25 protein-coding genes and 1 tRNA gene are annotated in these 26,294 nt (G+C 57.3%); 14 read left to right on the top strand and 12 right to left on the bottom strand.

Annotated features, from left to right (window positions below):
• Positions 1-10 precede the first annotated feature (10 nt).
• Positions 11-2,155, top strand: coding sequence for a 3-hydroxyacyl-CoA dehydrogenase NAD-binding domain-containing protein (locus BMS17_RS05735; protein WP_077430601.1), 2,145 nt, complete (start codon positions 11-13; stop codon positions 2,153-2,155).
• A 95-nt stretch (positions 2,156-2,250) separates the two neighbouring features.
• Positions 2,251-2,973 (top strand): amidotransferase, encoded by a 723-nt coding sequence (locus BMS17_RS05730; RefSeq protein ID WP_046027083.1) that lies wholly within the window; start codon positions 2,251-2,253, stop codon positions 2,971-2,973.
• Between the two features lie 83 nt (positions 2,974-3,056).
• On the opposite strand, the gene BMS17_RS05725 is transcribed toward BMS17_RS05730, so the two are convergent.
• The 3 genes from BMS17_RS05725 to BMS17_RS05715 form a co-directional block, all read right to left on the bottom strand.
• A complete protein-coding gene (locus tag BMS17_RS05725) occupies positions 3,057-4,028 on the bottom strand; it encodes a magnesium and cobalt transport protein CorA (RefSeq protein ID WP_046027082.1) in 972 nt (323 codons plus the stop codon).
• A 147-nt stretch (positions 4,029-4,175) separates the two neighbouring features.
• Complete coding sequence (locus tag BMS17_RS05720; protein ID WP_046027081.1) at positions 4,176-4,898, bottom strand: 1-acyl-sn-glycerol-3-phosphate acyltransferase; 723 nt, start codon at positions 4,896-4,898, stop codon at positions 4,176-4,178.
• Positions 4,899-5,113: 215 nt separating this feature from the next.
• A complete protein-coding gene (locus BMS17_RS05715) occupies positions 5,114-5,803 on the bottom strand; it encodes a crotonase/enoyl-CoA hydratase family protein (RefSeq protein ID WP_077430600.1) in 690 nt (229 codons plus the stop codon).
• 308 nt (positions 5,804-6,111) lie between these two features.
• Between BMS17_RS05715 and BMS17_RS05710 the strand changes: the two genes are divergently transcribed.
• Positions 6,112-6,201, top strand: a tRNA-Ser gene (locus tag BMS17_RS05710).
• 251 nt (positions 6,202-6,452) lie between these two features.
• The gene (locus BMS17_RS05705; protein ID WP_046027079.1) at positions 6,453-6,839 is read left to right on the top strand and encodes a Rap1a/Tai family immunity protein; all 387 of its coding nucleotides are present in this window, start codon (positions 6,453-6,455) and stop codon (positions 6,837-6,839) included.
• A 259-nt stretch (positions 6,840-7,098) separates the two neighbouring features.
• On the opposite strand, the gene BMS17_RS30605 is transcribed toward BMS17_RS05705, so the two are convergent.
• Positions 7,099-7,320 carry a short-chain dehydrogenase gene (locus BMS17_RS30605; protein ID WP_077430599.1) on the bottom strand — a complete coding sequence of 74 codons (222 nt, stop codon included), beginning with the start codon at positions 7,318-7,320 and terminating at the stop codon, positions 7,099-7,101.
• A gap of 286 nt (positions 7,321-7,606) precedes the next feature.
• On the opposite strand from BMS17_RS30605, the gene BMS17_RS05695 reads away from it, so the two are divergent.
• The 7 genes from BMS17_RS05695 (at position 7,607) to BMS17_RS05665 (ending at position 10,901) form a co-directional block, all read left to right on the top strand.
• Positions 7,607-8,218, top strand: a complete 612-nt coding sequence (locus BMS17_RS05695) for a hypothetical protein (protein WP_077430598.1) — start codon at positions 7,607-7,609, stop codon at positions 8,216-8,218.
• Between the two features lie 117 nt (positions 8,219-8,335).
• On the top strand, positions 8,336-8,656 hold the full coding sequence (locus BMS17_RS05690; protein WP_046027078.1) for a YbjQ family protein: 321 nt from the start codon (positions 8,336-8,338) through the stop codon (positions 8,654-8,656).
• A 144-nt stretch (positions 8,657-8,800) separates the two neighbouring features.
• Positions 8,801-8,989, top strand: coding sequence for a hypothetical protein (locus BMS17_RS05685; protein ID WP_046027150.1), 189 nt, complete (start codon positions 8,801-8,803; stop codon positions 8,987-8,989).
• 333 nt (positions 8,990-9,322) lie between these two features.
• Positions 9,323-9,694, top strand: a complete 372-nt coding sequence (locus BMS17_RS05680; protein ID WP_046027077.1) for a bacteriocin — start codon at positions 9,323-9,325, stop codon at positions 9,692-9,694.
• 112 nt (positions 9,695-9,806) lie between these two features.
• A complete protein-coding gene (locus tag BMS17_RS05675) occupies positions 9,807-10,274 on the top strand; it encodes a glycine zipper domain-containing protein (RefSeq protein ID WP_046027076.1) in 468 nt (155 codons plus the stop codon).
• A 123-nt stretch (positions 10,275-10,397) separates the two neighbouring features.
• Complete coding sequence (locus BMS17_RS05670) at positions 10,398-10,583, top strand: hypothetical protein (protein ID WP_046027075.1); 186 nt, start codon at positions 10,398-10,400, stop codon at positions 10,581-10,583.
• A gap of 105 nt (positions 10,584-10,688) precedes the next feature.
• Positions 10,689-10,901 (top strand): hypothetical protein, encoded by a 213-nt coding sequence (locus BMS17_RS05665; RefSeq protein WP_046027074.1) that lies wholly within the window; start codon positions 10,689-10,691, stop codon positions 10,899-10,901.
• Between the two features lie 759 nt (positions 10,902-11,660).
• Here the strand turns inward: BMS17_RS05665 and BMS17_RS05655 are convergent.
• Positions 11,661-12,056 (bottom strand): hypothetical protein, encoded by a 396-nt coding sequence (locus BMS17_RS05655; protein ID WP_046027073.1) that lies wholly within the window; start codon positions 12,054-12,056, stop codon positions 11,661-11,663.
• Entirely contained in the window at positions 12,053-16,909 is a 4,857-nt protein-coding gene (locus tag BMS17_RS05650) for an RHS repeat-associated core domain-containing protein (protein WP_077430597.1), read from the bottom strand. Before BMS17_RS05650 ends, BMS17_RS05655 begins: the two co-directional genes overlap by 4 nt.
• Positions 16,910-17,160: 251 nt before the next feature.
• Between BMS17_RS05650 and BMS17_RS05645 the strand changes: the two genes are divergently transcribed.
• The gene (locus BMS17_RS05645; protein ID WP_046027071.1) at positions 17,161-17,856 is read left to right on the top strand and encodes an HAD-IA family hydrolase; all 696 of its coding nucleotides are present in this window, start codon (positions 17,161-17,163) and stop codon (positions 17,854-17,856) included.
• Between the two features lie 69 nt (positions 17,857-17,925).
• Here the strand turns inward: BMS17_RS05645 and BMS17_RS05640 are convergent, their stop codons facing one another.
• Positions 17,926-18,672, bottom strand: coding sequence for a 3-oxoacyl-ACP reductase family protein (locus BMS17_RS05640; RefSeq protein WP_046027070.1), 747 nt, complete (start codon positions 18,670-18,672; stop codon positions 17,926-17,928).
• A 125-nt stretch (positions 18,673-18,797) separates the two neighbouring features.
• On the opposite strand from BMS17_RS05640, the gene BMS17_RS05635 reads away from it, so the two are divergent.
• Entirely contained in the window at positions 18,798-19,721 is a 924-nt protein-coding gene (locus BMS17_RS05635) for a LysR family transcriptional regulator (RefSeq protein WP_077430596.1), read from the top strand.
• A 134-nt stretch (positions 19,722-19,855) separates the two neighbouring features.
• Here BMS17_RS05635 and BMS17_RS05630 read toward each other — a convergent pair whose 3' ends face one another.
• Complete coding sequence (locus BMS17_RS05630; protein ID WP_077430595.1) at positions 19,856-20,596, bottom strand: phosphoadenylyl-sulfate reductase; 741 nt, start codon at positions 20,594-20,596, stop codon at positions 19,856-19,858.
• 173 nt (positions 20,597-20,769) lie between these two features.
• On the opposite strand from BMS17_RS05630, the gene thrH reads away from it, so the two are divergent.
• The gene (thrH, locus tag BMS17_RS05625) at positions 20,770-21,387 is read left to right on the top strand and encodes a bifunctional phosphoserine phosphatase/homoserine phosphotransferase ThrH (RefSeq protein WP_033055708.1); all 618 of its coding nucleotides are present in this window, start codon (positions 20,770-20,772) and stop codon (positions 21,385-21,387) included.
• A 126-nt stretch (positions 21,388-21,513) separates the two neighbouring features.
• Here the strand turns inward: thrH and pabB are convergent, their stop codons facing one another.
• From pabB to BMS17_RS05605, 4 genes are all read right to left on the bottom strand, one after another.
• Complete coding sequence (gene pabB, locus BMS17_RS05620) at positions 21,514-22,851, bottom strand: aminodeoxychorismate synthase component I (protein ID WP_046027068.1); 1,338 nt, start codon at positions 22,849-22,851, stop codon at positions 21,514-21,516.
• Between the two features lie 225 nt (positions 22,852-23,076).
• Positions 23,077-24,063 carry an alpha-L-glutamate ligase-like protein gene (locus BMS17_RS05615; protein WP_046027067.1) on the bottom strand — a complete coding sequence of 329 codons (987 nt, stop codon included), beginning with the start codon at positions 24,061-24,063 and terminating at the stop codon, positions 23,077-23,079.
• Entirely contained in the window at positions 24,063-25,598 is a 1,536-nt protein-coding gene (locus BMS17_RS05610; protein ID WP_046027066.1) for an inactive transglutaminase family protein, read from the bottom strand. The genes BMS17_RS05615 and BMS17_RS05610 overlap by 1 nt, the downstream gene beginning before the upstream one ends.
• 5 nt (positions 25,599-25,603) lie before the next feature.
• Positions 25,604-26,140 carry an ATP-dependent zinc protease gene (locus BMS17_RS05605; protein WP_046027065.1) on the bottom strand — a complete coding sequence of 179 codons (537 nt, stop codon included), beginning with the start codon at positions 26,138-26,140 and terminating at the stop codon, positions 25,604-25,606.
• Between the last annotated feature and the right edge of the window lie 154 nt (positions 26,141-26,294).

The following is a 26,294-nucleotide window of genomic DNA, read 5'->3' as shown; positions in this document are numbered from 1 at the left end:
AAACATGTTCATGACTGAAGCCATTCGTTACGAAAAGGGTCAGGACCAGATTGTCGTCCTGACCATCGACATGCCGGGCCAGAGCGCCAACACCATGAACGCGGTCTACCGCGAAGCCATGGAGGCCTCCGTCGCTCGCCTGGTCGCTGAAAAAGACAGCATTGCCGGGGTCATCATCACCTCGGCGAAGAAGACGTTCTTCGCCGGTGGCGACCTCAATGAACTGATCAAGGTCGGCAAACCCGAAGCCAAAGCGTTCTACGACATGGTGCTGACCCTCAAAGGTCAATTGCGCACCCTGGAAACCCTCGGCAAACCGGTGGTGGCGGCGATCAATGGCGCAGCATTGGGCGGCGGCTGGGAAATCTGCCTGGCGTGCCACCACCGCGTGGCGCTGGACAATCCGTCCGTACAACTTGGCTTGCCGGAGGTCACGCTGGGTCTGTTGCCGGGCGGCGGCGGGGTGGTGCGCATGGTGCGGATGCTGGGCATTGAGAAAGCATTGCCCTACTTGCTGGAGGGCAAAAAAGTCCGGCCACAACAGGCATTGCAAGCGGGTTTGATTGACGAGTTGGCGAAAGATTCTGGCGAGCTGCTCAGCAAGGCACGGGCCTGGATTCTGGCCAATCCGACGGCGGTACAACGCTGGGACGTGAAGGGCTATCAGATCCCCGGTGGCACACCGTCCAGCCCGAAAGTCGCGCAGATGCTCGCCATCGCGCCATCGATCCTGCGCAGTAAAACCCAAGGCTGCATGCCGGCGCCGGAGAAAATTCTCTGCGCAGCCGTTGAAGGTGCTCAGGTGGACTTCGACACCGCGCACCTGATCGAAACCCGCTATTTCACCGAATTGACCGCCGGTCAAATCTCTAAAAACCTGATCGGCACGTTCTGGTTCCAGCTCAACGAAATCAACGCCGGCGGTTCGCGTCCACAGGGTTTTGCCCCTTATGTGACGCAAAAAGTCGGCGTGCTCGGTGCCGGGATGATGGGCGCCGGCATTGCATTTGTCAGCGCATCGGCGGGCATTGAAGTGGTGCTCAAGGACATCAACCTGGCGGCAGCCGAGAAGGGCAAGGCCCATTCGGCGGCGCTGCTGGACAAAAAAGTCGCGCGGGGCCAGCTACTCCCCGAGCAGCGCGAGGCGATTCTGGCGCGGATCGTGACCACTGAAAGCGATGCCGACCTGACCGGTTGCGACCTGATCATCGAGGCGGTATTCGAAGACCGCGAGCTCAAGGCCAAAGTGTCCTCGGCCGCGCAAAAAGTCGTCGGCCCGGCGGCGGTGATCGCCTCCAATACTTCGACCTTGCCGATCAGCGGCCTGGCCACGGCTGTACCGGATCAGACCAAGTTCATTGGCCTGCATTTCTTCAGCCCCGTAGAGAAAATGCCGCTGGTAGAAATCATCAAAGGCGCGAACACCAGCGACGAAACCTTGGCTCGCGGGTTCGATTTCGTCCTGCAAATCAAGAAAACTCCAATTGTGGTCAACGACAGTCGCGGTTTCTTTACTTCGCGGGTGTTCGGCACCTTCACCAATGAAGGCATCGCCATGCTCGGCGAAGGCGTCAGTGCACCGATGATTGAAACCGAAGCCCGCAAGGCCGGCATGCCCATCGGACCACTGGCGATCTCTGACGAAGTTTCCCTCAGCCTCATGAGCCATATCCGCCAGCAAACGGCCAAAGACCTGCAAGCCGAAGGGAAACCGCTGATTGAGCACCCGGCCTTTGCCGTGATTGACTTGCTGCTCAACGAATACAAACGGCCCGGCAAAGCGGCAGGAGGCGGTTTCTACGATTACCCGGCCGCTGGCCAGAAACATCTGTGGCCCGAGCTGAAAAGCCGTTTCGAGCAGCCAGACAGGCAGATATCTCCCAAGGATGTGCGTGATCGCCTGTTGTTCGTGCAAGCCCTGGAAACCGTGCGCTGCGTGGAGGAGGGCGTGCTGATGTCGACCGCAGACGCCAACATCGGCTCGATCTTCGGCATCGGTTTTGCCGCGTGGACGGGGGGCGCGCTGCAATTCATCAATCAGTACGGGGTGAAAGACTTCGTCGCCCGAGCCCAATACCTCGCTGGGCAGTATGGCGAGCGTTTCAATCCACCGGCCTTGTTGCTGGATAAAGCCGCCAAAGGGGAGGCGTTTTAAGGGACCGATGACGCCTCGCGGGGCTTGCCTTGGAACAGTGTTTCGAGGCAGGCTCTGGGGTGTGCATTATTCCCATCACGTGTCAGGTATTTTTTATGTCGTTACGCATCTGCATTCTGGAAACCGACATCCTGCGTCCAGAATTGGTCGACCAATATCAGGGCTACGGGCAGATGTTCAAACACCTGTTTTCGCAGCAGCCTATCGCGGCCGAGTTCACGGTCTACAACGTGATGCAGGGCGAATACCCCAGCGATGATCTGATCTTCGACGCTTATCTGGTCACCGGCAGCAAGGCCGACTCTTTCGGCACCGACCCGTGGATCGAAACCCTCAAGACGTACCTGCTGACCCGTTACGAGCGCGGCGACAAACTGCTGGGCGTGTGTTTCGGCCACCAGTTGCTGGCGTTGTTGCTGGGCGGCAAAAGCGAACGTGCCAGCCAAGGCTGGGGCGTCGGCACCCACAGTTACAAACTGGCGGCGAAAGCACCGTGGATGAGCCCGGTCAGGGAAGAGTTGACCTTGCTGATCAGCCACCAGGATCAAGTGACGACGCTACCGGCAAACGCCACAGTCATCGCCTCGAGCGATTTCTGCCCGTACGCGGCTTACCACATCAACGATCAGGTGTTGTGTTTCCAAGGGCATCCGGAATTCATTCACGATTACTCGCGAGCGCTGCTGGAAATCCGCCAGCAAGCACTGGGCGAGCAAATCTACTCCAAAGGTGTAGCCAGCCTTGAGCATGAGCATCATGGCGCTACGGTGGCGGAGTGGATGATGCGGTTTGTGGCGCACAAGCCAGAAACGGTTTAATGCCAACACATGCCAGCTCCCACAATGCTGATTTCCTGTGGGAGCGAGCCTGCTCGCGATTGTCACAGACGACTCGGTATTGACTAAAGCCACCCCGACTTCTTGAAACTCGCCCATAAACCCGTACACCCCACGGCAATAAACCCCAGTACCCCGAAGTACCCGTATTGCCACGCCAGCTCCGGCATGTTCTGGAAGTTCATCCCGTAAATCCCGGCCACTGCAGTCGGAAACGCCAGAATCGCCGCCCACGCTGCAAACTTGCGCTGCACCACGCTCTGACGTGAAGCCTCCAGCAGCACGCCAATTTCGATCGTCTGGCTGGCAATGTCGGCCAAAGTCGTCAGGTCTTCCATCTGTCGTGTGACGTGGATCTGCACATCGCGGAAGTAGGGGCGCATGTTCTTGTCGATAAACGGAAAGCTCAGCTTCTGCAGCTCTTCACCGATCTCCACCATCGGCGCCGCATAACGACGCAGGCGCAAGACGTCCCGGCGCAGGCCATGAAGCTTCTGGATGTCATGTTCATTCAGCGCGCTGCACAACACGTTGCGCTCCAGCTCATCAATCTCGGCATGAATCGCTTCGCCCATCGGCTGGTAGTTTTCAATCACGAAATCGAGGAGGGCATAGAGGACGAAATCTTCCCCGTGCTCAAGCAATAACGGACGCGCCTCACAACGCTGTCGGACATAGGCGTAGGACGCGGAGTGACCATTGCGTGCGGTAATGATGTAACCGTTGCCGGCAAAGATATGCGTCTCGATGAATTCGAGTTTGCCTTCCTTGCGAATCGGCGAGTAGGTGACGATGAACAGTGCATCGCCGAAGGTTTCGAGCTTCGGTCGGCTGTGTTTTTCCAGGGCGTCTTCGATGGCCAGTTCATGCAGGTTGAACTGGCGTTGCAGGTTGGCCAGTTCCTGGGCGTCTGGCTCTTCGAGGCCGATCCAGACAAAATGGCCGGGCTTTGCGGCCCAGGCTGCGCCTTCATCCAAGGTGATATTGGTGACTTTCTTACCGGCGCTGTAAACCGCAGCAGCAACAACTCTACCCATGATTCAAGTTCACTTCTTTTTAGCAGGTGGCAATGGCAGGCAATCTTCAGCTTAGCCTTGTCTACTGCTTGAGAGTGAGCAAACTCTGCATCGTTCGCAGGCGAAAGTTCGCAGGTAAAAGAAAACCCGCACCAGGCGGGTTTCTTTTTACGCGGCTTGCAGTTGCCGATCCATCGAAGCGATGCACTCGCGCATCTGTTCGCGGCACTGGTCCATTAGCATGGGCATATCGTCCAGGCTCAATCCCACCGTCGGAATTGCCGGCAACGAACGAATCAGAATCTTCCCACTGCGCCAGCGGTTCAATCGCATGTGCTTGACGTAACTGCTGACGCACACCGGCACGATCGGCACACCGGCAGCAATCGCCATCTGGAACGCGCCTTTCTTGAATGGCAGCAGCTCTTCGCCAAGGTTGCGCGTGCCTTCCGGGAACACCCAGATAGACGTGTCTTCATGCTGCAAGGTGTGCGTGGTGGTCAGCATCGACTGGCGCGCCTTGTGCGCATTGCCGCGGTCGATCAACACGTTCCCGGCCAGCCAGAACAACTGCCCGAACAGCGGCACCCACTTGAGGCTTTTCTTGCCGATGCACACGGTGCGGCGGGGCACCACGTTGCCGAATACGAACAGGTCGTAGTTGGACTGGTGATTGGCAATAATCACGCAGCTCTCGGGTTTATCCATCAATGGCCCGACGTCAGCCTTCACCCGTAAACGCAAAATGCACATCGCCGGCCACGCATACAGGCGTGCGCACAAACGGCTGTTGTCCGGGTTGAACGGGCGACACAGGCCCAGAAGCACCCCAAGCACTCCGGCCAGAATAAAGTGCAGGCCCATCAAGAACATACGAAACACAAACAGCATTTACAGGCCCCACCGGGACAAAAGGTGGCGCAGTGTACGGATGTGCACTGTTTTCGGCAATTGCCGCTATAGAAGGGGGAGATAGGCGATATTTGTGCGCATGTTTCCGACTTGTTGGTCAGTCGCATACTAGAGCGGTTACAGACCTTTCATCGCGATGTGTAAGAAAAAGCCCGACACGACGGTCGGGCTTTTCGGTGCAGCGAGTTTTGGGCTTAACCCAAATGCTCCTGATCCAGGATGATCGCGTTGTCCAGCGTCTCCAGCAACGCCTTGCGCACTTTCAACTTGGTGTTCTTGTGCGCGGTCATGTTGATCTTCTTCAGCTGACGAGCCGCCGCCAACACTGCGCCTTGCAGCTCTTCGGCCGACACCACCGCGTCGAGGAAACCGGCATCGACAGCGCTCTGCGGGTTAAACATCTCGCCATTGATCACGGAACGGTGGAACGCCGACTTGCGTAGGCGATCACGTGCGATCTCGATACCGGCGTGGTGCATGGTCATGCCGATCTGCACTTCGTTCAGGCCAATGCTGAACGGGCCATCGACACCGATGCGGTAATCCGCCGACAACAGCAGGAACGCGCCCTTGGCCACAGCATGCCCAGGGCACGCGACGATCACCGGGAACGGGTGCGACAGCAGGCGACGGGCCAGTGTCGAACCGGCCGTGACCAACGCCACGGCTTCTTTAGGGCCGGACGTCATCACCTTCAAGTCATAACCACCCGACAGAATCCCGGGCGTACCGGTAATGATCACCACCGCACGATCAGTCACGGCCTGATCCAGCGCAGCATTAAACGCAGCAATCACGTCCGGAGAGATGGCATTGACCTTGCCATTGCTCAAGGTCAGGGTCGCGATACCGTCTTCGAGATGGTAGGAAATCAACTCACTCATGACGCTATTCCTTGTATGAAAGTTGGGGCTGACGTTACCCACCACGGCAGGCCAGGTAAAGCGCCGTGACTGACCCGCCAGTCACCCTTTCCCCGTCGGGAAAGCGTAGCCGGCCACACCCGTCGCGTATTCCTCTCTATATAGAAGGAAGGGCGAAGCCAGAGATTGGCAGGTTTGCCATGGCCCGGAACCCGCCGGAACGACTAAAACGCTAAGCGCATGAAAATTCTGCAAAAAAAGTTTGCCATCAGAAAAGGTTTCGACTACATTAGCGCGCCTCGACAGACAGAACATGTTTGACGAGATACGGTGAAGTGTCCGAGTGGCTTAAGGAGCACGCCTGGAAAGTGTGTATACAAGAAATTGTATCGAGAGTTCGAATCTCTCCTTCACCGCCACATTCAGAAAACCCCTGTAATTCGATGAGTTACGGGGGTTTTTATTTTTCAGTCGCACTACTCAATTGTACTACTCATCCCATCCCGCCTTCCGTCACTCCGATCCAGTCCCTTCGCTGTTCCGACACTCTCGTTTTGCTCGCCAAATCCCTCGATAGCTACCGTTGGTCCGATTTCAGCCTATGCTCTACACTCGGTTCTCCGAAGTGGGGCGATGTTGACGCCAGCATAAATAAAGATAGGGATGCACGATGAAAGCAGGCTTGATGGTGGTTGGCATTGTAGGGGCGGTGCTTGCCGGGGTTAGTAGCACTGCAAATGCAGAAGACCCTAAGTATGATGGTAATGAGTTGCTGAGCCAGTGTCAGCAGTACATTAAGGTAGCAGACTCAGAACCAGACTATGATCGCATCGATGCTGGTATGTGCATGGGCTTTGTGCAGGGAGTTTACGGCACATTTTCTTTGCTCAGTGAGGAACTTAATGATGGTATTAAATTTTGTGTGCCTGGTAGTGTAACGAACAGTCAGCTAGTGCGTGTTGTGGTTAAGTATTTGAAAAATCATCCGGCGCAGTTAAATTTATATAGAACAGGCTTGGTATGGTCTGCTCTCAAGGAAGCTTACCCTTGTAAGTGATTTTGGGGACTATCGCCACTGACGGCGTATTGACTCTGGGCTAGGGGTATCCGGGCTGATAAAAAATATAACCCATTCAAGGGTGGGTTAATTAAACTTCGGACCAAAAAGTGACCGGACAAAAATGATGACAGATATATTTTAGATTCGGCGCGTCAAATGTCTGTTTATATCAAAAATGGGCGACTTGATGGTCGCCTATTGTTTATCCCCCCGGTATTTTATCCAGCCGCCGCCCAATCACGTTCATCACATCACATCACATCACATCACACCCATCCCGTGATGGGATAGCGCAAAGCAATGCGAAGTCGCTGAGGATTACCGAGTCGCTGGCTATATCACCGCGCATCGTGAGGTTTTCCAGCAGTTGAGTGAAAGTTCTGATTCGATAGCCTGCGGCGTCGAGCAGGATATGCAGAGGTTTGGTGGTATCGACGAACAAGGTAGTTTGATCGTCGGTGTTACTGATAAGCGCCAAATATTAGTTCGGAGTGAGGTTCCAATTGAATTAGGGAGAACCATCACACATTCGTCGCCAAACGAAATGTGGCGGCTGTACGCAGGTTGGCGAACCGGTCTTCAGCCTCGCCACCTACCTGTTAGACTGCCCGAACCCCTCGAATGGATCGATACCATGTCCCCTCCTCGTACCGCTTGGGCGCCAAGTCATTTGTATTGCCGCTAAAAAGCCAATGACCTGGGATCAATCCCTCGCGGCCCCTTTTCTGATTGGATAGCTCTCCTCTTTATTTATGAGATGACCTATGTCCCGCATTTATTCTTATGTGATTACCCATGACTTCGGTTTTGCTCCCAATCCTTTTGGCGGGATCTGCACTTTGGCGACGTGCAAGCCTGCGATAAGAATGCACGCCAAGGAGGGGAGTTGGCTTGTGGGCACTGGCTCCGCCAAGGCTGGTTTGCGCGGAAAGCTTATTTATGCGGCAAAGATTCATACCGTTTGTACACTTGAGCAGTACGGGCTAGACCCTCAATACGCGGTGAAAATCCCGTCCTCCATAAAAACAGAGTGGAGCTTTCACGGGGACAATATCTATGTGTTGGACGAGGATGGCAGTTGGTATCAGCGTAGTAATCCTCACCATGATGAATCGCACATAACGAGGGATTTGAAAGGTTTAAATGTGCTGGTTTCAAAGGAGTTTTGGTATTTCGGTGCAGAGGCAAAACTGCTGCCCGACGATTTACAGCCGATAGTGAAAGCCGGGCCAGGTCACAAATGTACCTCCTCCGCCGAGGTTATCTTGCGACTTGAACAATGGCTTCTTCAGTTTGATCGTGGGGTGACAGGCAAACCTAATCCATTTCATTCCGAAATATGCGGTTCTTGTACTTCCCCTGTCAGCAGTTGCTGAAACGCTTGGTATTACAAGGACGGCGCGAGGAACGACCCCTGCGTGTAACGTCCCTTCCATCTCTGAGGGCCAGAGTGTCTCCCCCTAATTATATTTTTTGTTCCAGGAAACGACGCCATGATCACCACCACAACTCACGCCATCGAAGGCCGCCAGATCACCGCTTACCTGGACATCGTCAGCGCCGAGTCGGTGCAGGGCATAAACGTTGTTCGCGACATGTTTGCCGGGATGCGGGATTTTTTTGGTGGGCGTTCCCAGACGTTGGAGCGAGCGTTGAAGGAAGCGCGGATTCAGGCGACCGACGAAATCAAGGAGCGGGCGCGAGCACTTCAGGCGGACGCGGTGGTGGGGCTTGATTTTGAGATCAGCATGCCGGCAGGCAAGGGCGGGATGGTGGTGGTGTTTGTGACAGGGACGGCGGTGAAACTGAGATGAGGTGAAACGTGGGCCATTCGTCGGGCACGCGGAAATCTGAATTCCAAGTCCGGTAATGACCGACTAGTCTCAAAACCCTTGGTGATCGATATTATTCAGGCAAAGGGCTTTGCCGGTGTCGATCCATTTGAGAGGGGAAGAGGTATGGCTGATCCGTATATCGAAGACGACGGGGCTGAATTTCCGATCAACAATTGCGTTAAATGCGGCCAGACAGAGTATGTGGCGGGCTTTGGGGAAGACCCGATCCAGACCAGCAAAGTGAAATCGACGACGCCCAGAGGGCCGAAGGCCAAATTTCTGCCGAGAGTGGCGGCGCCTTCCAGGAAGTAATCGTTAACCGGACAGACCCCGCCATCGAGCGGGGTTTTTCATGTGTGAAATCTCGATTACCGGTTGAAACCTGAAGTGCCGACGTTCGGTAATGATGCCGTTTACTTTTTCACATACTTTTCACAGCCACCACCGTAGGCTCAAACCATCCGTTAGAAAGCAGTACCTGGCCCGTTCCCCAGCGGGCTTTTTTTTGCCTGTCATAAAACCTTTCCCATAAAAGCTGTCCAACCGTCGCTGATTGAGCGGTGCGGTGGTTTTTGTGTGGACGTTTACTGCGTGACAGCATTTAATCCCCGGCTTTCTTTTTCCCCCTATTTTTGAGGTTTCGTCATGCGTTTAACACTGCCTTCCCTGGTTCTTGGGCTTCTGGTTGCTCAAGGTGCGATGGCTGCCAGCGATGGCACCGCCGCAATCGGCGGTGGTCTGGGTGGCGCGCTGGGTAATGTGGTCGGCCAAAGCATGGGCGGCAGCACCGGCGCAGCGATTGGTGCTGGCGTAGCGGGCGCAGCCGGCAGTGCTGCTACCGCACGCAAAGGCAGCCGCACTTCAGCCGCCATTGGTGGCGGTGTGGGTGCAGCGGGTGGTTCGGTGATCGGCAACAGCCTGGGTGGCAAGACCGGTTCTACCATCGGCGCAGGTTTGGGTGGTGCACTGGGCGGCGGCGTAGGCAGCAACATGGCCAAAGGTCACAAGCGTCACTGATCCTGATCGGCCTATTGAAGAGCCCGGCTAAATGCCGGGCTTTTTCGTTTATGAACGATTCTTTAAACAAAGCCTCGAAGCTCATATACCCCAGAAGAATACGAGGCTTCCCATGACCCCGGTTAACAATGGCAAAAAGTGTACAAGCATCAACGCTCGACGTTTGGCGCTGTCCGTGTTTGTGGTGGGACTGTTGGCGGCTCAAGGTGCAATGGCGGCCAACGACGGCACCGCTGCGGTGGGCGGCGGCCTGGGCGGGGCGTTGGGTAATGTCGTCGGCGGACAATTGGGCGGCAGCACGGGCGCGGCCATCGGCGCCGGTGTCGGCGGCGCGGCAGGGAGCGCGGTCGGCGCGGAAAAAGGCAATCGCAATGAGGCGGCCATTGGCGGCGGCTTGGGCGCAGCAGGCGGCTCGGTGGTTGGCAACAGCCTAGGCGGCTCTACCGGTTCGACCATCGGTGCTGGCCTGGGTGGTGCCGCGGGTGGTGCCGTCGGTAACAACCTGGGCGACGACAATAATCATGGCAGCTCCCATTCCGGTAACGGACACAAGCATAAGCACAAAAACAAGCATCACTAACTCGCCAACGAGTAGAAGCCCGGCCTAGCGCCGGGCTTTTCGTATCTGTGCCTGGCAAGCCGGAACGAATGGCGGCAGCTACTCTCGAACTTTATATACCCCCCAATAATTGCGAGGCCTGCCATGACGCCGGAAACCGAAGGCAAAGAACAAAAAGGCCCGAGTGGGCTTCCGTTCATCAATGATCCTGGCAATGAAGATCCAGGTTCATTGATTGACGACGCCACGGTGCCGCTCAATGATTCCGATGACGCGGGTGATGTGGGAAATCTTGAGTACGAAGACGAGTATGAAGACGACGAAGATTGATCTTTGTGCGGTCTCGTTGACCGAACGTCTCTTTCATCGAACCCATGCATAACCTGCCACCTCGAAATATCAGGACCTGCTCTTCAGGTCCTTGGAGAGGTGCTTATGAACGCTGATCCGAAAAACCCCGACATTGATGACACTCCAGAGTATCCGCTGCCTTCGCCGACCGACTCGCTGAGTCGCGATCAACGTCCGCCGGATGACGATACAGCGGTGGAACAAGTGCCCGCTGATGATGTGAAGCGCGGTGATGTCGAGGCTGATCCTGAAGATCCGGACATTGCCGGTGATGATTACTCGGGTGAACCGAGCTAGAAACCGCTCGTCGATTGTGCGGCTCCTTTTTAAGGAGATGCACCAGGATCGGTTCAAAGTTTGCAGCCTTGGCCGTTGCGGGCTGTTGTCGGTTAGCTCGTTGACTGGATTTGCCCAGTCTTACGGGAACGATGCGCCTGTGGATAAAGGCGGGATGCCTCCGTCCACTGAAATGAATACGAATTTTGCGAATGGCAACGCGCTACCGCCCGGCTCTATTAATAGTGGGAATGGTGGGGAAGCCAATGGGAGCAGTACTTCCCCGGGGGCGGTGAGTGGTGGAGGTTCGATGGGGAGAGGTGGTGGGGCTGGAGGATCTGGTCGTTCTGGTGATGCAGGAGCTAGCGATGTCGAAAAGGACAATGGTGGTCAGCACGAAAAAGTGCTTGAACTATCAAAGCCCAGCTATTTGTTGGGCTTTACACGTCTTTTGTTGTCATGACTCTAGCCCTAAAGCTAGTGCACTATAAATAGGTGTAAACATCTATTTTGATAGCGACTCGATCCAGCGTTTGTAGAGTTCTTGTTGCAACTGGGTGTCGTTGGTAATTTAATTTTCCTCATAGTCGAATATTCTCACCATGTCCTCAGGATCCGTGGGTATACCTAAATTGAGCTCGTACGCCACTAGGCCTGCAGACATTTGCGATGACATTCGTGAATGGGTAAACAGTGGTGCAAGTGGACTCCCTTGGAGTGCGTGGCTATTTCAAATGCTTTCATAGGTGTTTTCGGATTCAAGATGGTGTGTTTTGTTTGTTAACTATTTTTTAGTGATTCTAACCAGCGGTAGAAAAAATCGGTTTGCATCTTTGGGTCATTAATAATGTCTTGGTCGTCATACTGAAAGATATTGACGAGGTCCTTTCTTGAGGCTCGGACGCCTAGCTTGTGCTCGTAGGCCATGATCCCACAACTCATCTGTGAGGACATGCTGGACGGCCGCACGTTTATTTTTGCGCCTTTACATAGAAATTTAACATCAGGAAGCGATTTGATTATTTTTCCAAGGCATTCATAAATATCAAGTCCTGAGGATTTTTTTGTCCAGCCATTCTCTAGTGTTATTTGGATAGCAGGTGAATCTACATCGTAATCGAGTACTGCAATCTCTAATTTGTCACCGATTAAGATAGAGATCTTTTCAATTGTCATGGTCGTTTCCTTTGTGGATTCGGTATCGAATGCCCAACATAGCTGCCGTCTTTTTTTAGTGGTGTAGCGCCTAAAATGTCTTCGGTCTTTACTTTTCTAGGAATAGCTATCTCATCTTCGTAGTTGTAAGGGATATCGTTGGGGTGCAACTCCTTGTTGACGTCATGACCAAAAACCCTTTTGAGTGTGTACATATAGCCATTTTTTGTCCTGTATTCAGTGCCAAAGTCTATCGCTATCTCTGGGTCAGTAGATGTACTGATAAAATTGCTCGGAGGGTTTTTGTTGTCCCAAACGTGAAGTAATAAGTCATTACTATCTCCTCTGCTCAAGAATCCAGTATCAAAAATTTCGTCGGGCTTACGCAGATCACCGCGATATAGATACTCGCTTTCTTCTGTCGAGGAAGGAAGTGAAGGCGCACTCTCATCAACCCTAACCTTCCCCGCCGGATCCTCCTCCCCAAACCCCGGCCTCTTGCACCCATCCGCCCCAGGACATTCATTCAACCCCAACGGATCAACCCAGCCCGTCGGGTTCCGCGTGTACTGATACCCGTTAATCCCGCCCGCCAACCCACTCGGATCCGGTGTCAGGTACCGCCCGATATCCGGGTTGTAGTAACGATGCCGGTTGTAATGCAGGCCTGTCTCCGCGTCGAAGTACTGCCCTTGAAACCTCAACGGTTGGTCCAGCACCTGGTGGGTATCGCGGTTCAGTCGGGTCAGGCGGCCGTAGGCGGTGTATTGCGCGGCCCAGATGATGTCGCCGCTGTAATCGGTGAGTTCTTGCGGGGTGCCGAGGTGGTCGAGTTGGTAGTAGAACGGGCAGGCCTGGCGCGGGCCTTTGCCGTCGAGCATGGCGAGGGGGCGAAAGGTGCCGGGTTCGTAGAGGTAGCTGCGGTGATGCTCCTGGCTGTGTTCGGCGATGAGGTGGTCGCCTTGCCAGAAAAACTCGGTGGTTTTGCCGTCGACGGTTTTGCGGATGCGGCGGCCGAAGGCGTCGTAGCGGTAGGTCGCGCAGGTGCCATTGGGCAGCGTGACGCCGATGAGCCGGTGCTGGCAGTCGTAGCGGTATTCGGTGACGAGTTTTTGCGCGGTGCCGCGGCGTTCGCGGATCAGGTTGCCGAAGGCGTCGTAGTCGAAGTGACGGTCGCCTTGCATCGACAGACGATTGCCTTTGACGGCTGCCGGGCCGGGTCGGTCCTGCATCAACAGGTTGCCGGCGGGGTCGTGGGCGAAGCTTTCGGGTTGTTGATCGCGCGAGTGACGGACCCGGATCAGGCGGTTGAGAGGGTCGTATTGGTAGTTGCGTTGGCCATGACGGGTGTCGGCGATGTAGTCGAGATTGCCGTTGGCGGTGTAGGTGTAGTCGCGCCGGTACAGCGACTGTTGGTGTTGGCTGACAGCGTGGGCTTTCAGGCGGCCTTGTTCGTCGTGGTCGTACTGACTGCGCAACAGGCCTTGCTGGCGTTGTAACTCGCGACCGAATCGGGAGGTGTGGCTTGTGAGGCGTGTGCCGTTAAGGTCGATGGCGGTCAGCGCGCCACCTTTGGCGCGGTGGTAGCTGAGTTTGCTGTTGTCCGGCAGGCGCAGGTGATTGAGCCGGCCGCAGGCATCGTAGCCATAACGCAACGTGGCCCAACTCTGGTGTTCAGTGATCAGGCGGTTCTGGGTGTCGTATTCGAACTCCAGTGGGTGGTCTTGGCTGTCGTCGACGCTGACCAGCCGACCGAGGCTGTCGTAGCAATATTCAACCTTGGTGCCGTCAGGCAGGGTTTTGATCAGCAACCGACCGGCCGAGTCCCGCTGGTAGCGCGTAATCAGCTTCGAGCCGTCATCGCCGTACTCGGTTTTCTCCAGTAAATGGCCATTCAGGTCGTAGGCATACGCCGTGCGTCGACCATCAAAACCGGTTTGCTGTCGGACCAATCCACTGGCGGTGTAGTCCAGTCGATAACGTTCACCGGACTCGTTCTCGATGTCGGTCAGCAGCAGCCGTGCGTTGTCATAGCGGTAACGCAGGTGTGTGCCGTCGGGGTTGATCCGGCGGCTGACCAGGTGCAACTCATCGTCGTACTCAAAACGCGTGACACGACCCAGTTCATCCCGTTCGGCAGTGATCTTGCCGTAGGCGTTGTAACTGAAGGCTCGACTGGCGCCAGTAGGAAGAGTTGTCTGGATCAGTCGGCCAACGGCGTCCCGTTGGTAGTGAGTGACAGCGCCGAATTCGTCCTGAAAGGTTATTTTCCGTCCCAGAACATCGTAGGAAAACCGCCGCTGACCGCCGTCCGGCAGGGTTTCTTCGATCAGTTGCCCAAGTGCATCCCGAACGAAAATCTGGCGACTGCTGTCCGGAAAACGAATCGAGAGCAGCCGTCCTTGGGTGTCGTAGTGGTAATGGGTGGTTTGGCCATCGGGATCGATGGCCTCGGTGACATCGCCTTGAGCATTGCGTTGATATTTCCATACGGCTTTACCGCGAGAGCACGCATGCAGGAAACCGTTGCGGTATTCGTAGGACGTTGGCTCATCTTCAGGTGGAATCAGCGCAATCAGCCGCCCGATCTCGTCGTAGCGGTATTGAGTGATCGCTCCCAGCGGCCCCTGTTCGGCAATCAGATGACCCTTGTGGTCATAAGTCTTGAGATACTCGGCACCCTCTGGCTCAACCCGACGCACCAACCGCGCCGTATCGTCATGGACGTAGGCTTCTTCGCTGCCATCGACGCTTTTAACCCGCACGCCACCGTTGTCGTCCCAGGCATAGCGTGTATCCATCTGCGAAAACGTCGCCCAGTGCCGAATGCATCGGGCCGCTTTGCCCGACCGTTCCCACTCCCAAAAGAAACTTGCCCCGCCGGCGAGTTGCCGCTGGAGAATCACGTGGTGGTCGTCGTAGTCGTACCGCTCGCTTTCACCGGCGGCATTGGTCGCTTCGATCAGTCGCTGGCGGGCGTCGTAGCGGTAGGAAATCAGCGTTTGCTCAGTACGCCAGACGTCATTGGCCGTGTCGGCGGGATGAAACGATTGATACTCGACGGCAACAATGTGCCGGCGCTCGTAGCGCAACAGCAGCGAACGGCCTGCACCGTTATCGAGGCGCTGAATGCGATCCTGACGATCGCGGGTGACGTGCAAGCGGTTGTTGTAGGCGTCACTGATCGTGGTCAGCCGCCCAGTGCAAAAGTGATAAAACCGCACCGTCTCGCCAGCCAATGCGAGCACTAATTCCTCTGGCTGATCCCCGAGATAAATCGCGGCCCGCGACAGACTGTTATGGATGGCCGGGCGTTCCTGGCTGGGCAGCGGAAACGTCGTACGGCGGTTTTCATGGTCGATCCAGACGACGTGTTCAGCGTCCAGCTCCAGCCGATGCGCCAACGAATGACTCCAGCCCCAGCCCAGCCCGCAATCGAATTCCACGGCGCTGGTTCGGTACAACCGGGTGAACGCAAAGGGCAGCAAGCCATTGAGCGAACCATCCTCCAGGGTCAGCAACTCTTCGCCGGTGACCATCGACACCGGGCAACCGTTCGTACAGGTCAGCGGCCCGCAGTCGGCGCTGTCGCCATTGGGGTTTTTCGCCTGTTCGGAGGCGTCGTCACGGTGTTCGTGTCGGCTGAGGCGGGTGGTGGCTGCGGATTTTTTGCGAGCGATGGCGAGCGGATTTTCCACCTGTGTTATGGGTGCAGAGCCGGCACTTATCTGTAATGGCAGCGCAGGTGCGGGATTCAGCGCAGCAGTGCGGGCGTTGACCGCAAGGGGTTTGAATACCTCCGCATGGGGCGTCAGGTCGGATTGAGCGGCCAGCCGCAAACTCGCGGCAGCCAGCCATTTGCGCGCCCGTTCCGATTTGAGCTTGTTCAGCACCTTGGCACTGATGCCGAGTTTCAGTCCTTTGGTGCCGGTAAATCGCGCCAGGAGAAAACCGATCAAAATGCCTGTGCGAATTTCCGCCACAACCTCTGCAGCGTGATGTGGCGGCAGCATCCGCACCCAGCTGGTAAACGCCGCGAGATGAATGAACATCAACGGCTCGTCACTCAGCATCAGCAACAGATTGGCGATCGACTCCGCCGAGGCCTTCAGCAGTGTTTCAAGCTCGGTCTCGGTCAGGTACTCAAGGAGCTTTTGGCTGTTGGCTTGCAGGTCCGCGATCAGCTCGTATATCTGCTTCACGTCGTCCCACAAACCGTTCAGCGCATTCTCGAAGCCTCGCCAGTCAGCCTGTTGCAGCAGGCCGTAGCGCTTGATGAAACCCGCCTCGGCGAACTCGACCCAGGAAGCCTCGAATTCATTCGCCCATTCGTTGCGCAGCCAGCCTTCCAGCTCGCCGATGACGCTTTGATAAGAGGCGTACAGCGCTTTGACGTGTTCGGTGGAAACGTTTGGAAAGAAGGTAATGCGGTAACGTTGGCCGCGCTCACACTTGGGAATTTCGAGGATGCCGCTGGGACCGATCTCGTGGTTGACCGGCTCGCCATAGGTGCCGTCAGCGTTCAACGGCTCCAGCGTCACGGGCGTATTGCCAATGGGGACGAATCGCGCGGCCTCGAACATGTGCACCAGCGTCAACGGGCCGCTGGCCGGGCATGCGCCGACGGTTGAGCTGATGGGCGCAGTGGAGTGCTTCGGTGCGATCAGCCGGACATCGTTGCCGACCTTGAATACCTGTTCGATCTCCAGTGCCTTGCCAGTCCAGAAACTCTCGGCCCACGCGTCGTAATCATTGAGACAAAGGCGAAAATCAGCGAGCAGCGCCTCGACGTTCGGCTGTTTGGGGTCCATGGCGGCGACCACCAGCAAGCCGATGGCGTTATTCAAGGCCAGTACCTTGTCAGGTACGAACATTCGCAGTCCCTCGCGCAGATCAAGATGAGCGCGAGACTTTGCTTGGGATCAACGGGTAAAGAAGTCGGGAAAGGAGGCGTTTTATGTAGGGGGATTCGCTAAATGACGACGAGCACTTTTTGTAACGGCCAGGCATTGCCCGTTGCCCAACGTCAGCCGCGCTCGCTATGCTGCTGAATCCTTTAATCGATCACGGACCCGGCCGTACCTGAGCCGTCTCTGGGGTGTCATTTGAAAACGGATCAGATGCGATGAATGCACCGCTCAACACGTTCGGCCCGATCAAGGCTGTGATTTTCGACATGGACGGTTTGCTGCTGGACACCGAGGGCATTTATACCGAGGTCACGTCCCTGATTGCCGCGCGTTACGGCCGGGTGTTCGACTGGAGCATCAAGCAGAACATCATCGGGCGTGGGGCGGGTGATCTGGCGCGGTACGTGGTCGAGGCGCTTGATCTGCCGATCACCGCCGAAGAGTTCCTGGTGATCCGCGAGCCGCTGATGCGTGAGCGTTTTCCTACGGCGCTGGCGATGCCCGGTGCGCAGGAGCTGGTTCGGCACTTGAAGGCCAACCGTATTCCGATCGCAGTCGGTACCAGTTCTTCGAGCCAGTCGTTCGGCCAGAAAACCACGTTGCACCGTGACTGGTTCGCGCTGTTCGATTTCATCGTGACGGCCGATGACCCGGAAGTAGGCGCAGCCAAGCCGGCACCGGATATCTTCCTCACGGCGGCGCGCCGCCTGGGTGTTGCGCCTGAGGACTGCCTGGTGTTTGAAGATTCGCCGTTCGGGGTCACTGCGGCGAAGGCGGCGGGGATGACTGCTATTGCGATCCCGGACGCGGCCATGGCTGACGAAAAATACGCACATGCCGATGGCATTCTTCGTTCGCTGAAAGCCTTCACGCCGAGCGCGTGTGGTTTGCCGGCCCTGGAATGGACCTGAAGCGATAAACAAAAAACGCCGGCAACCTGATCAGGGTTGCCGGCGTTTTTGTCTTGATCAAGCCGAGGGTCAGGCGCCGAAACCACCGTCGATGGTCAGGCTGGCACCGGTGATGTAGCCGGCTTCTGGACTGACGAGGTAGGCAACGAAGCTGGCAATTTCTTCGGCTTTGCCATAACGACCCACCGCCATCATCGGGATCAGGCTTTCTGCGAAGTCACCGTCGGCGGGGTTCATGTCGGTGTCGACCGGGCCGGGCTGCACGTTGTTGATGGTGATGCCGCGTGGGCCGAGGTCGCGGGCCAGCCCTTTGGTCAAGCCGACCAGCGCTGCCTTGCTCATGGCGTACGGGCCGCCACCGGCGAAGGGCATGCGGTCAGCGTTGGTGCTACCGATGTTGATGATGCGACCGCCTTCAGTCATGTGTTGGGCGGCGGCCTGGGTGGCGATGAATACGCTACGCACGTTGATGGCGAGGGTCTGGTCGAAGTCTTCGAGCTTGAAGTCTTCCAGGGGGGCAACGGCCAGCACGCCGGCGTTGTTGACCAGGATGTCCAGGCGACCGAAGGCTTTGACGGTAGCGCTCACAGCGTTGCGAATGGCCTCGGCGTCGGCGCTGTCCGCTTTGATGGCCAGGGCTTTGCCGCCGTTGGCTGTGATGCTGTTTTGCAGTTCTTCGGCTTTGGCCGTGGAGCTGACGTAGGTGAAGGCAACTGCCGCGCCTTCAGCGGCCAGGCGTTTGACGATGGCTGCGCCGATACCCCGAGATCCGCCTTGAATCAAAGCCACTTTGCCGCTGAGGTTCTGAGTAGTCATATCGATCTCCAAAGTCCCGAAGCGAGATGCCCCGGTTGATGGAGCCTAGTATCGATTGCGGATTACACGCTGAGTAGACGGTAATTACGATAGTCTGTGTAAACCAAAAGTTTATAGTGGCGCCTATGGAAACCTTCAGCAGTATCGAATGCTTCGTGCGCAGTGCCGAGGTGGGCAGCTTTGCCGAAGCCGCCCGGCGCTTGAGTCTGACCCCGGCCGCCGTGGGCAAGAGTGTTGCCAAACTTGAGGCGCGGCTCGGCGTGCGGCTGTTTCAGCGCAGCACGCGCAGCCTGACACTGACGGAGGCCGGCCAGCTGTTTCTCAACGAAGTCAGCTCCAGCCTGCACACCATCCAGAATGCCGTCGCCAATCTGGCCAGCGCCGAAGGGCGGCCGGCGGGGACGTTGAAGGTCAGCATGGGCACGGTGTTTGGACGATTGTATGTGGTGCCGTTTCTGGGCGAGTTTTTGCGGCGGTTTCCGGCGATCAATCCGGACTGGCATTTCGAAAACCGCCAGGTCGATTTGATCGCGCAAGGTTTCGACGCGGCCATTGGCGGTGGATTCGAACTGCCCCAAGGCGTGGTGGCACGCAAGCTGACACCGGCGCACCGGGTGTTGGTGGCGTCATCCGATTACTTGAGCACACACGAAGCGATCATCGAGCCAGACGACTTGAAGCGCCACGATGGCATCCTGATTCGTTCCCCGCAGACCGGCCGGGTGCGTTCCTGGCAGTTGACCAGCCGCACGGAGCAACACAGCCCGTTGACGCTGAAGGCGCGAATGACCATGAGCGATTCGGAAGCGGCGTGCGCAACGGCGGCCCAAGGACTGGGGATTGCGCTGGTGAGCATGCCGTTTGCCTCGGGGTATCTGGAAAGCGGGAAGCTACAGCGGGTGTTGCCGGACTGGTATGTCGACGATGGCAACATTTCGATCTATTACGCGGAACACAAACTGTTGCCGGGCAAGACCCGGGCGTTTGTGGATTTCATCATTGAGCAGTTTGCGGAGCAGGGGTTGAGCCGGCGGTTTAGTGCGGTTTGAGCCTGCCTTGGAACCGAGGTGCTGCCATCGCGGGCAAGCCCGGCTCCCACAGGAATTAGTGAACGTCACAGATCCATTGTGGGAGCCGGGCTCTTGCCCGCCCCGATCCCACAAGGGCAGTCTGTCAGGCGGAATCAGCCTTTGGATTTGCTGATGATATTCCCCGCGTGCAACCCGCATTCTTTCTGCGTTGCTTCTTCCCACCACCAGCGACCTTCGCGTTCGTGCTGGTTCGGCAGCACCGGGCGAGTGCACGGTTCGCAGCCAATGCTGATGAAGCCGCGCTCATGCAGGCTGTTGTACGGCAACTCCAGCATGCGGATGTAGCCCCAGATTTCCTCGCTGGTCATCTGCGCCAACGGGTTGAATTTGTACAGGGTGCGCTCGGGTGTCGAGAACGCGGTGTCGATCTCCAGCACCGCTACGGCGCTGCGAGTGCCTGGGCTTTGGTCGCGGCGCTGACCAGTGGCCCAAGCGGTTACGCCGGACAGCTTGCGGCGCAGCGGTTCGATCTTGCGGATGCCGCAGCATTCGCCATGGCCATCCTTGTAGAAACTGAACAGGCCTTTTTCCTTCACGAACGGTTCAAGTTTCGTGTAGTCCGGCGACACCAATTCGATGTCGATCTTGTAGTGCTCACGCACCTGATCGATGAAACGGTAGGTTTCCGGGTGCAAGCGGCCGGTATCGAGACTGAACACTTTGACGTTCTTGTTCAGTTTCCAGGCCATGTCCACCAGCACCACGTCTTCGGCACCGCTGAAAGATATCCACAGGTCATCGCCAAACTCGGCGAACGCGAGTTTCAGGATGTCCTGGGCGGATTTGTTGGCATAGGTCGTGGCGAGTTCCACGACGTCGAACGTTGGGCTCATCAGGGCGGCTTCCTACAGGTCGGTGGCGCTGGGCGCTCTATATGGACCAGATGGTAACAAAATCCTGCGGCTACTGGCGCGCCCTCTGCGTTGCGCCCGTCAGCTTGAATCGCTAGAGTTCGGCAGTCTTTTTGCTCGCTCGACTCAATAATCAATACAAATGGGAGTGTCTTGTGGAAATTGCCTGTCTGGATCTTGAAGGTGTACTGGTCCCGGAAATCTGGATCGCTTTCGCCGAAAAAACCGGGATCGAATCGCTCCGGGCCACCACTCGGGACATTCCCGATTACGACGTGCTGATGAAGCAACGCCTGCGCATCCTCGACGAGCACGGTTTGAAACTCACCGACATTCAGGAAGTGATTGCCACGCTGAAGCCGCTCGATGGCGCCATTGAGTTCGTCAACTGGCTGCGTGAGCGCTTTCAGGTGGTGATTCTGTCGGACACGTTCTACGAGTTTTCCCAGCCGCTGATGCGCCAACTGGGCTTTCCGACGCTGCTCTGCCATCGCTTGATTACTGACGATTCCGGTCGGGTGACGAGCTATCAGTTGCGTCAGAAAGATCCCAAGCGTCAGTCGGTCCTGGCCTTCAAGAGCCTTTACTACCGGGTAATTGCGGCGGGCGACTCCTACAACGACACCACGATGCTGGGTGAGGCGGACGCCGGGATTCTGTTCCACGCGCCGGACAATGTGATCCGCGAGTTCCCGCAGTTCCCGGCGGTGCATACGTTTGAGGACTTGAAGCAGGAGTTCATCAAGGCTTCGAACCGGGCATTGAGTTTGTAATCGTTTTCGAGGACGCCATCGCGGGCAAGCCTTGCTCCTACAGATTTTGTGTCGTACGCCGGAAGTCGGAACGACTCAGAACCCGTAGGAGCAAGGCTTGGTCCGGGCGGCGTTCCGACGATGCTTTTAAAGGTTCTGCAGGGTATCGAGCAGCACCTTCACCTTGGTAATCGACTCCTGGTACTCAGCCTGCCACTCGGAGTCGGCGACGATCCCGCCGCCGCCCCAGCAACACACCTGCCCATCCTTGACCAACAAGCTGCGAATCGCGATGGAGCTGTCCATCTCGCCGCGCACATCCAGGTACAACAACGAGCCGCAGTACAAGCCGCGACGGGTTGGCTCCAGCTCATCAATGATCTGCATCGCACGAATCTTCGGCGCACCGGTGATCGAGCCGCCGGGGAAGCTGCCGGCGATCAGGTCCAGCGCATCGCGGTCATCGGCTAGTTCACCGGTCACGCTGCTGACCAGGTGATGCACATTCGGATAGCTTTCCAGGCTGAACAATTCCGGTACGCGCACCGAGCCAATGCGGCAGGTGCGGCCGAGGTCGTTGCGCAGCAGGTCGACAATCATCAGGTTTTCCGCGCGATCCTTGGGGCTGGCCAGCAATTCGGCGGCGTTCGCTGCGTCTTCGGTGGCGGTCAGGCCGCGAGGGCGGGTGCCTTTGATGGGGCGGGTTTCCACATGGCGTTGGCTGACTTTGACGAAACGCTCCGGTGACAGGCTCAGTACCGCGCCGCCGTCGGGCAGGCTCTGGAAACCGGAAAAGGGTGTCGGGCACGCCGCCCGCAGCGCGCAGTAAGCGGTCCATGAATCGCCCTCGCAGGGTGCGCGAAAGCGCTGGGCGAAGTTGACCTGATAGCAATCACCGGCCTGAATGTATTGCTGGATACGCTCCAGCGCCTGGCGGTATTCGTCAGCGCTGAGGTCGGCACTCATCGGCGCGTTCAGTTTGAAGGGGGCCACGGCATCAGCCGTCGGCTGGCTGAACAGCGCGATCAGACGCTGGCATTCGCTGTCGATCAACGACGGATGAAACACCAGTTGGCTGGTCTTCAAGTGGTGATCGCTGATCAAGGCCCAGTCGTACAGCCCGAAACGCGCGTCGGGCAATTGCAAATCGTCTTGTGCCTGACTCGGCAGATGTTCCAGGTGCCGACCGAAGTCGTAGCTCAGATAACCGATCAGGCCGCCGGCGAAGGGCAGGTCAAACGGAACATTCGCTTCGCCCAGTTGCGCCAGATTCTCGCGCAGGCGTTGCAGGAAGTCGTTGCCGCTTTCGTCCGGCAGCACGGCCAATTGCGCCAGCGGCCAGGCGCTGAGCAGATCAAAGCGGCCACGCTCGGCACTCGGCCGGCCACTGTCGAGCAGCACGGCGCCGGGTGCATGACGAATCGCCGCGAAATACTCGGCGGGATTGGCGCGATAGGGGAGCGGGTGTACGGAACAGGTCAACATGGGCGGGGCGGGTCAGCCATCGAGGCGGGGTGGCGATTGTAGTCCTCTGCAGGATTTGCTCCTAGAGGGGATGTCGGTGTTGGGTAGATTGGAGGCAGGGTTGGGGGGGGTAGTGACTGGCGGTCAGCCTTCGCGAGCAAGCCCGCTCCCACATTTGATCTTCGGTGCTACACAAATCGAGTGTGGGAGCGGGCTTGCTCGCGAAGGCCGCGACTCGGTCTCTGATCAGCCCTCAACCGCCGGAATATGCCCAAACATCTCCTGCACAAACTCCACCCGCTCACGAACCGTCTCGGTGATCCCGCGCGCCTTCAATTCTTCCAGGCGTGCTTCAACCGCGTGTGTGCGCAATGTCAGGCCGCAATCGTTGGCGATCTGGATGTTCAGGCCCGGTCGGGCATTGAGTTCAAGGATCAACGGGCCTTTTTCCTGGTCCAGGACCATGTCGACCCCGATATAACCCAGCCCGCATAGCTCATAACAGCCGGCAGCGAGTCTCATGAAACCGTCCCAGTAGGGCAGTTGCACGCCATCGACGGCGTTGGTGGTGTCCGGGTGCTTGGTAATGATGTTGTTCAGCCAGGTACCGCGCAGTGTCTCCCCGGTCGCGAGGTCGACACCGACGCCGATGGCGCCCTGGTGCAGGTTGGCCTTGCCGCCGGATTGCCGGGTCGGCAGGCGCAACATGGCCATCACCGGGTAGCCCATCAACACGATGATGCGGATGTCCGGCACGCCTTCGTAGCTGATGCTCTTGAAAATCTGGTCCGGGATCACCCGATATTCGATCAGCGCACGGTCGCGGTGACCGCCCAGGGAATACAGGCCGGTCAGGATGCTGGAGATATGGTGCTCGATCTCCTCATGGCTGATGATCTTGCCGGACACCGTGCGGTAGCGGCCTTCGAAACGGTCGACAATCACAATGATGCCGTCACCGCCCGCGCCCTGGGCCGGTTTGATCACGAAGTCGGTACGCCCGCCGATGATCTCGTCGAGGTTGTCGATTTCTTTCTCGGTAGAAATCACGCCATACAGTTCCGGCACATGGATGCCGGCGGCGATGGCACGTTCCTTGGTGATGATCTTGTCATCGACAATCGGGTACAGGCTGCGCTTGTTGTACTTGAGCACGTAGTCGGCGTTACGCCGATTGATCCCCATGATGCCCCGGGCTTCCAGGGCCTTCCAGGTCTTCCAGAAGCCGAACATCAGGCGTCAGCCTTCTTCAGGAAAGCCTTGAAACGCACCAGTTCGGTCAAGCGGTAGCCGCGATAGCGACCCATCGCCAGCATGAAACCCACCAGGATCAACAGGATCGCCGGGAAGGTGAACACGAAGTAAACCAGCTCCGGCACGGTCATGATCAGGTGCGCCAGGGACGCTGCGAACAGGGTGCCGATGGCCACTTTCATGGCGTGCCCAGAGCCGCGTTCTTCCCAGGTAATCGACAGGCGTTCGATGGTCATGGTCAGAATCACCATCGGGAACAGCGCCACCGACAGCCCGCGCTCCAGGCCCAGTTTGTGGCTGAACAGGCTGATGGCCGCAATCAGCACCACCACGAAGGTCAGTACCACCGAGAGTCTGGGCAGCATTTGCAACTTCAGGTGTTCAAGGTAGGAACGTAGCGACAGCCCCAGCGCCGTAATGATCGTAAACAGCATGATGCCGAAACCGAGCTGGGTTTCGCGGAAGGCGAGGGCGATCAGCACCGGGGTAAAGGTGCCGAGCGTCTGAATGCCGATCAGGTTGCGCAGGATCAGAATCACCAGCACGCCAATCGGGATCATCACCATGATCATGAATGTCTGCTGGGTTTGCAGCGGCAGGCCGTACAGCGAGTACTCAAGGAAACTGGCGTCGGTGTTTTCGTCGGTCAGCTTGGCCAGGCGAATGGCGTTCATTTCGCTGTTGTTCAGGCTGAAGGTCACGTTGGCTTTTTTGCCGCCATCGACCGTGATCAGGTTTTCATCGCCCGTCCACCACAGCAGGCGGTCGGTCGGCAGGCCTTGTTCACCGGTTTCCGGGTTGAAGTACAGCCAGTCGGTGCCATTGAAGCTGCGCAACCACAGTTCAGGGATTTGCGGCTGGTCGGCCACCAGGCGAATGGTGTGGACTTTTTCCACCGGCACGTGGGCGATGGACAGCACCAGCTCGACGATTTTGGCTTTGTGGGCGGAGGAAGGATCGCCGGCCAGCAGTAACTTCACATTGTCGTCGCTGACGTTGTTGACCCGCTTGATAGCTTCACCGATGAAGGTTTCGACGTCGGCCGAGTGCTGGCGAATCGGGGCGAGCAGGGCTTCTGCGGCGATTTTTTCCGGGCCTTCGACGGCGATGCTGTCGCGGAAGGTCGGGCCTTTGATCTTGGATTTTTCGCCGGTGTAGCGTTTGGTCAGCACCAGGCGGTAATAAAGGGTTTGATTGCCTTTGGCCCGACGCGCCGACCAGGTGACCTTGCGGTTACCGTCGATACGGTTCACGGCGACGCCGTAGTTGTTGGAAATGAAGCTCTCGTTGAGGCTGACGAAATCGCGGCTCAGTGGCGGTACGAACATCTGGATCTTGACCGGATCCTTGGCACTGGCGACGAACTCGACCTTGGCGTCGATGTTCCACAAGTCGTCGGTGGCGTCTTCGGTCACGGGAATCCCGAGCACGAAGATCTGATAGGCCGTAACTGAAATGCCCAGCACCACCAGGATGGTGATCAGCAGTTTCAGATGGAGGGTAAGAGAGCGCATTGGAATTACTCTGCGGTATGAGCGTCGGTGGCGCAGGCGGGTTTGCCAGCAGCGTATTTAAGACTGGGGTCAACCAGCGCGTCGAAGCGCTTGAGCGCTTCGGAGCCGATCAACAGCGGGTATTGGAAGGCGCTGCGGTCGGTCAGGTTCACTTCGATGCTGCGTAAAGCCGAACCCATGCAGATGTCCAGCTCGATCACCGGGCGGGCCGTGTACTTCTTGCCTTCTTCCGGGTCGTAGTCACCGGCCCGGCGCTTGATCTTGCTGACCCGGGCCAGTGGCCGTTCGATCGGGTGCGAATGAGCGGTGTCGATGGCTAGATAGAAGCGCACCCAGGATTCGCCATTGCGTTTGAAGCGTTTGATGTCGCGGGCACTCAATGAAGCGGTTTTCGCCCCGGTGTCGAGTTTGGCCGCGACTTCAAGGTTGATGCCATCCAGGGAGGCGTACTCGTTGAGGCCGTACACCGTTTTCCCCGCCGCCGCGGCAAAACCGGGCAGACACAGTAGATAAAGGAATGTCGGGAGAAGCTTGAGTCTCATAAATCCTGGCGCGCAGCGGTCCGTACTTGATTCAAGGCCCTGGCATCGCTGCGCAAGCTCCCTCGTATGCCTATCAGCCATTTGTGACAAACAATGCAGATGTCACAAACAATTGCGGGCGGCATTCTAGCACGGTGGCTTGATGGCGCCAGCG

The organism is Pseudomonas sp. C9 (assembly GCF_002000165.1).
GTDB lineage: Bacteria > Pseudomonadota > Gammaproteobacteria > Pseudomonadales > Pseudomonadaceae > Aquipseudomonas.
This window is presented reverse-complemented; position numbering and strand designations above follow the sequence as displayed.

Excerpts from the sequence above, each read along its gene's own strand:
- BMS17_RS05630 (WP_077430595.1), bottom strand. The coding sequence starts at position 20,596 with ATGAGCCCAACGTTCGACGTCGTGGAACTCGCCACGACCTATGCCAAC.
- BMS17_RS05695 (WP_077430598.1), top strand. The coding sequence starts at position 7,607 with ATGTCCCGCATTTATTCTTATGTGATTACCCATGACTTCGGTTTTGCT.
- BMS17_RS05645 (WP_046027071.1), top strand. The coding sequence starts at position 17,161 with ATGAATGCACCGCTCAACACGTTCGGCCCGATCAAGGCTGTGATTTTC.
- BMS17_RS05615 (WP_046027067.1), bottom strand. The coding sequence starts at position 24,063 with ATGTTCGGCTTCTGGAAGACCTGGAAGGCCCTGGAAGCCCGGGGCATC.
- BMS17_RS05685 (WP_046027150.1), top strand. The coding sequence starts at position 8,801 with ATGGCTGATCCGTATATCGAAGACGACGGGGCTGAATTTCCGATCAAC.
- pabB (WP_046027068.1), bottom strand. The coding sequence starts at position 22,851 with ATGTTGACCTGTTCCGTACACCCGCTCCCCTATCGCGCCAATCCCGCC.
- BMS17_RS05610 (WP_046027066.1), bottom strand. The coding sequence starts at position 25,598 with ATGCGCTCTCTTACCCTCCATCTGAAACTGCTGATCACCATCCTGGTG.
- BMS17_RS05605 (WP_046027065.1), bottom strand. The coding sequence starts at position 26,140 with ATGAGACTCAAGCTTCTCCCGACATTCCTTTATCTACTGTGTCTGCCC.
- BMS17_RS05665 (WP_046027074.1), top strand. The coding sequence starts at position 10,689 with ATGAACGCTGATCCGAAAAACCCCGACATTGATGACACTCCAGAGTAT.
- BMS17_RS05705 (WP_046027079.1), top strand. The coding sequence starts at position 6,453 with ATGAAAGCAGGCTTGATGGTGGTTGGCATTGTAGGGGCGGTGCTTGCC.
- BMS17_RS05725 (WP_046027082.1), bottom strand. The coding sequence starts at position 4,028 with ATGGGTAGAGTTGTTGCTGCTGCGGTTTACAGCGCCGGTAAGAAAGTC.
- BMS17_RS05635 (WP_077430596.1), top strand. The coding sequence starts at position 18,798 with ATGGAAACCTTCAGCAGTATCGAATGCTTCGTGCGCAGTGCCGAGGTG.
- BMS17_RS05655 (WP_046027073.1), bottom strand. The coding sequence starts at position 12,056 with ATGACAATTGAAAAGATCTCTATCTTAATCGGTGACAAATTAGAGATT.
- BMS17_RS05735 (WP_077430601.1), top strand. The coding sequence starts at position 11 with ATGACTGAAGCCATTCGTTACGAAAAGGGTCAGGACCAGATTGTCGTC.
- BMS17_RS05640 (WP_046027070.1), bottom strand. The coding sequence starts at position 18,672 with ATGACTACTCAGAACCTCAGCGGCAAAGTGGCTTTGATTCAAGGCGGA.
- BMS17_RS05670 (WP_046027075.1), top strand. The coding sequence starts at position 10,398 with ATGACGCCGGAAACCGAAGGCAAAGAACAAAAAGGCCCGAGTGGGCTT.
- BMS17_RS05690 (WP_046027078.1), top strand. The coding sequence starts at position 8,336 with ATGATCACCACCACAACTCACGCCATCGAAGGCCGCCAGATCACCGCT.
- BMS17_RS05715 (WP_077430600.1), bottom strand. The coding sequence starts at position 5,803 with ATGAGTGAGTTGATTTCCTACCATCTCGAAGACGGTATCGCGACCCTG.
- BMS17_RS05680 (WP_046027077.1), top strand. The coding sequence starts at position 9,323 with ATGCGTTTAACACTGCCTTCCCTGGTTCTTGGGCTTCTGGTTGCTCAA.
- BMS17_RS05650 (WP_077430597.1), bottom strand. The coding sequence starts at position 16,909 with ATGTTCGTACCTGACAAGGTACTGGCCTTGAATAACGCCATCGGCTTG.
- BMS17_RS05730 (WP_046027083.1), top strand. The coding sequence starts at position 2,251 with ATGTCGTTACGCATCTGCATTCTGGAAACCGACATCCTGCGTCCAGAA.
- BMS17_RS05720 (WP_046027081.1), bottom strand. The coding sequence starts at position 4,898 with ATGCTGTTTGTGTTTCGTATGTTCTTGATGGGCCTGCACTTTATTCTG.
- BMS17_RS05675 (WP_046027076.1), top strand. The coding sequence starts at position 9,807 with ATGACCCCGGTTAACAATGGCAAAAAGTGTACAAGCATCAACGCTCGA.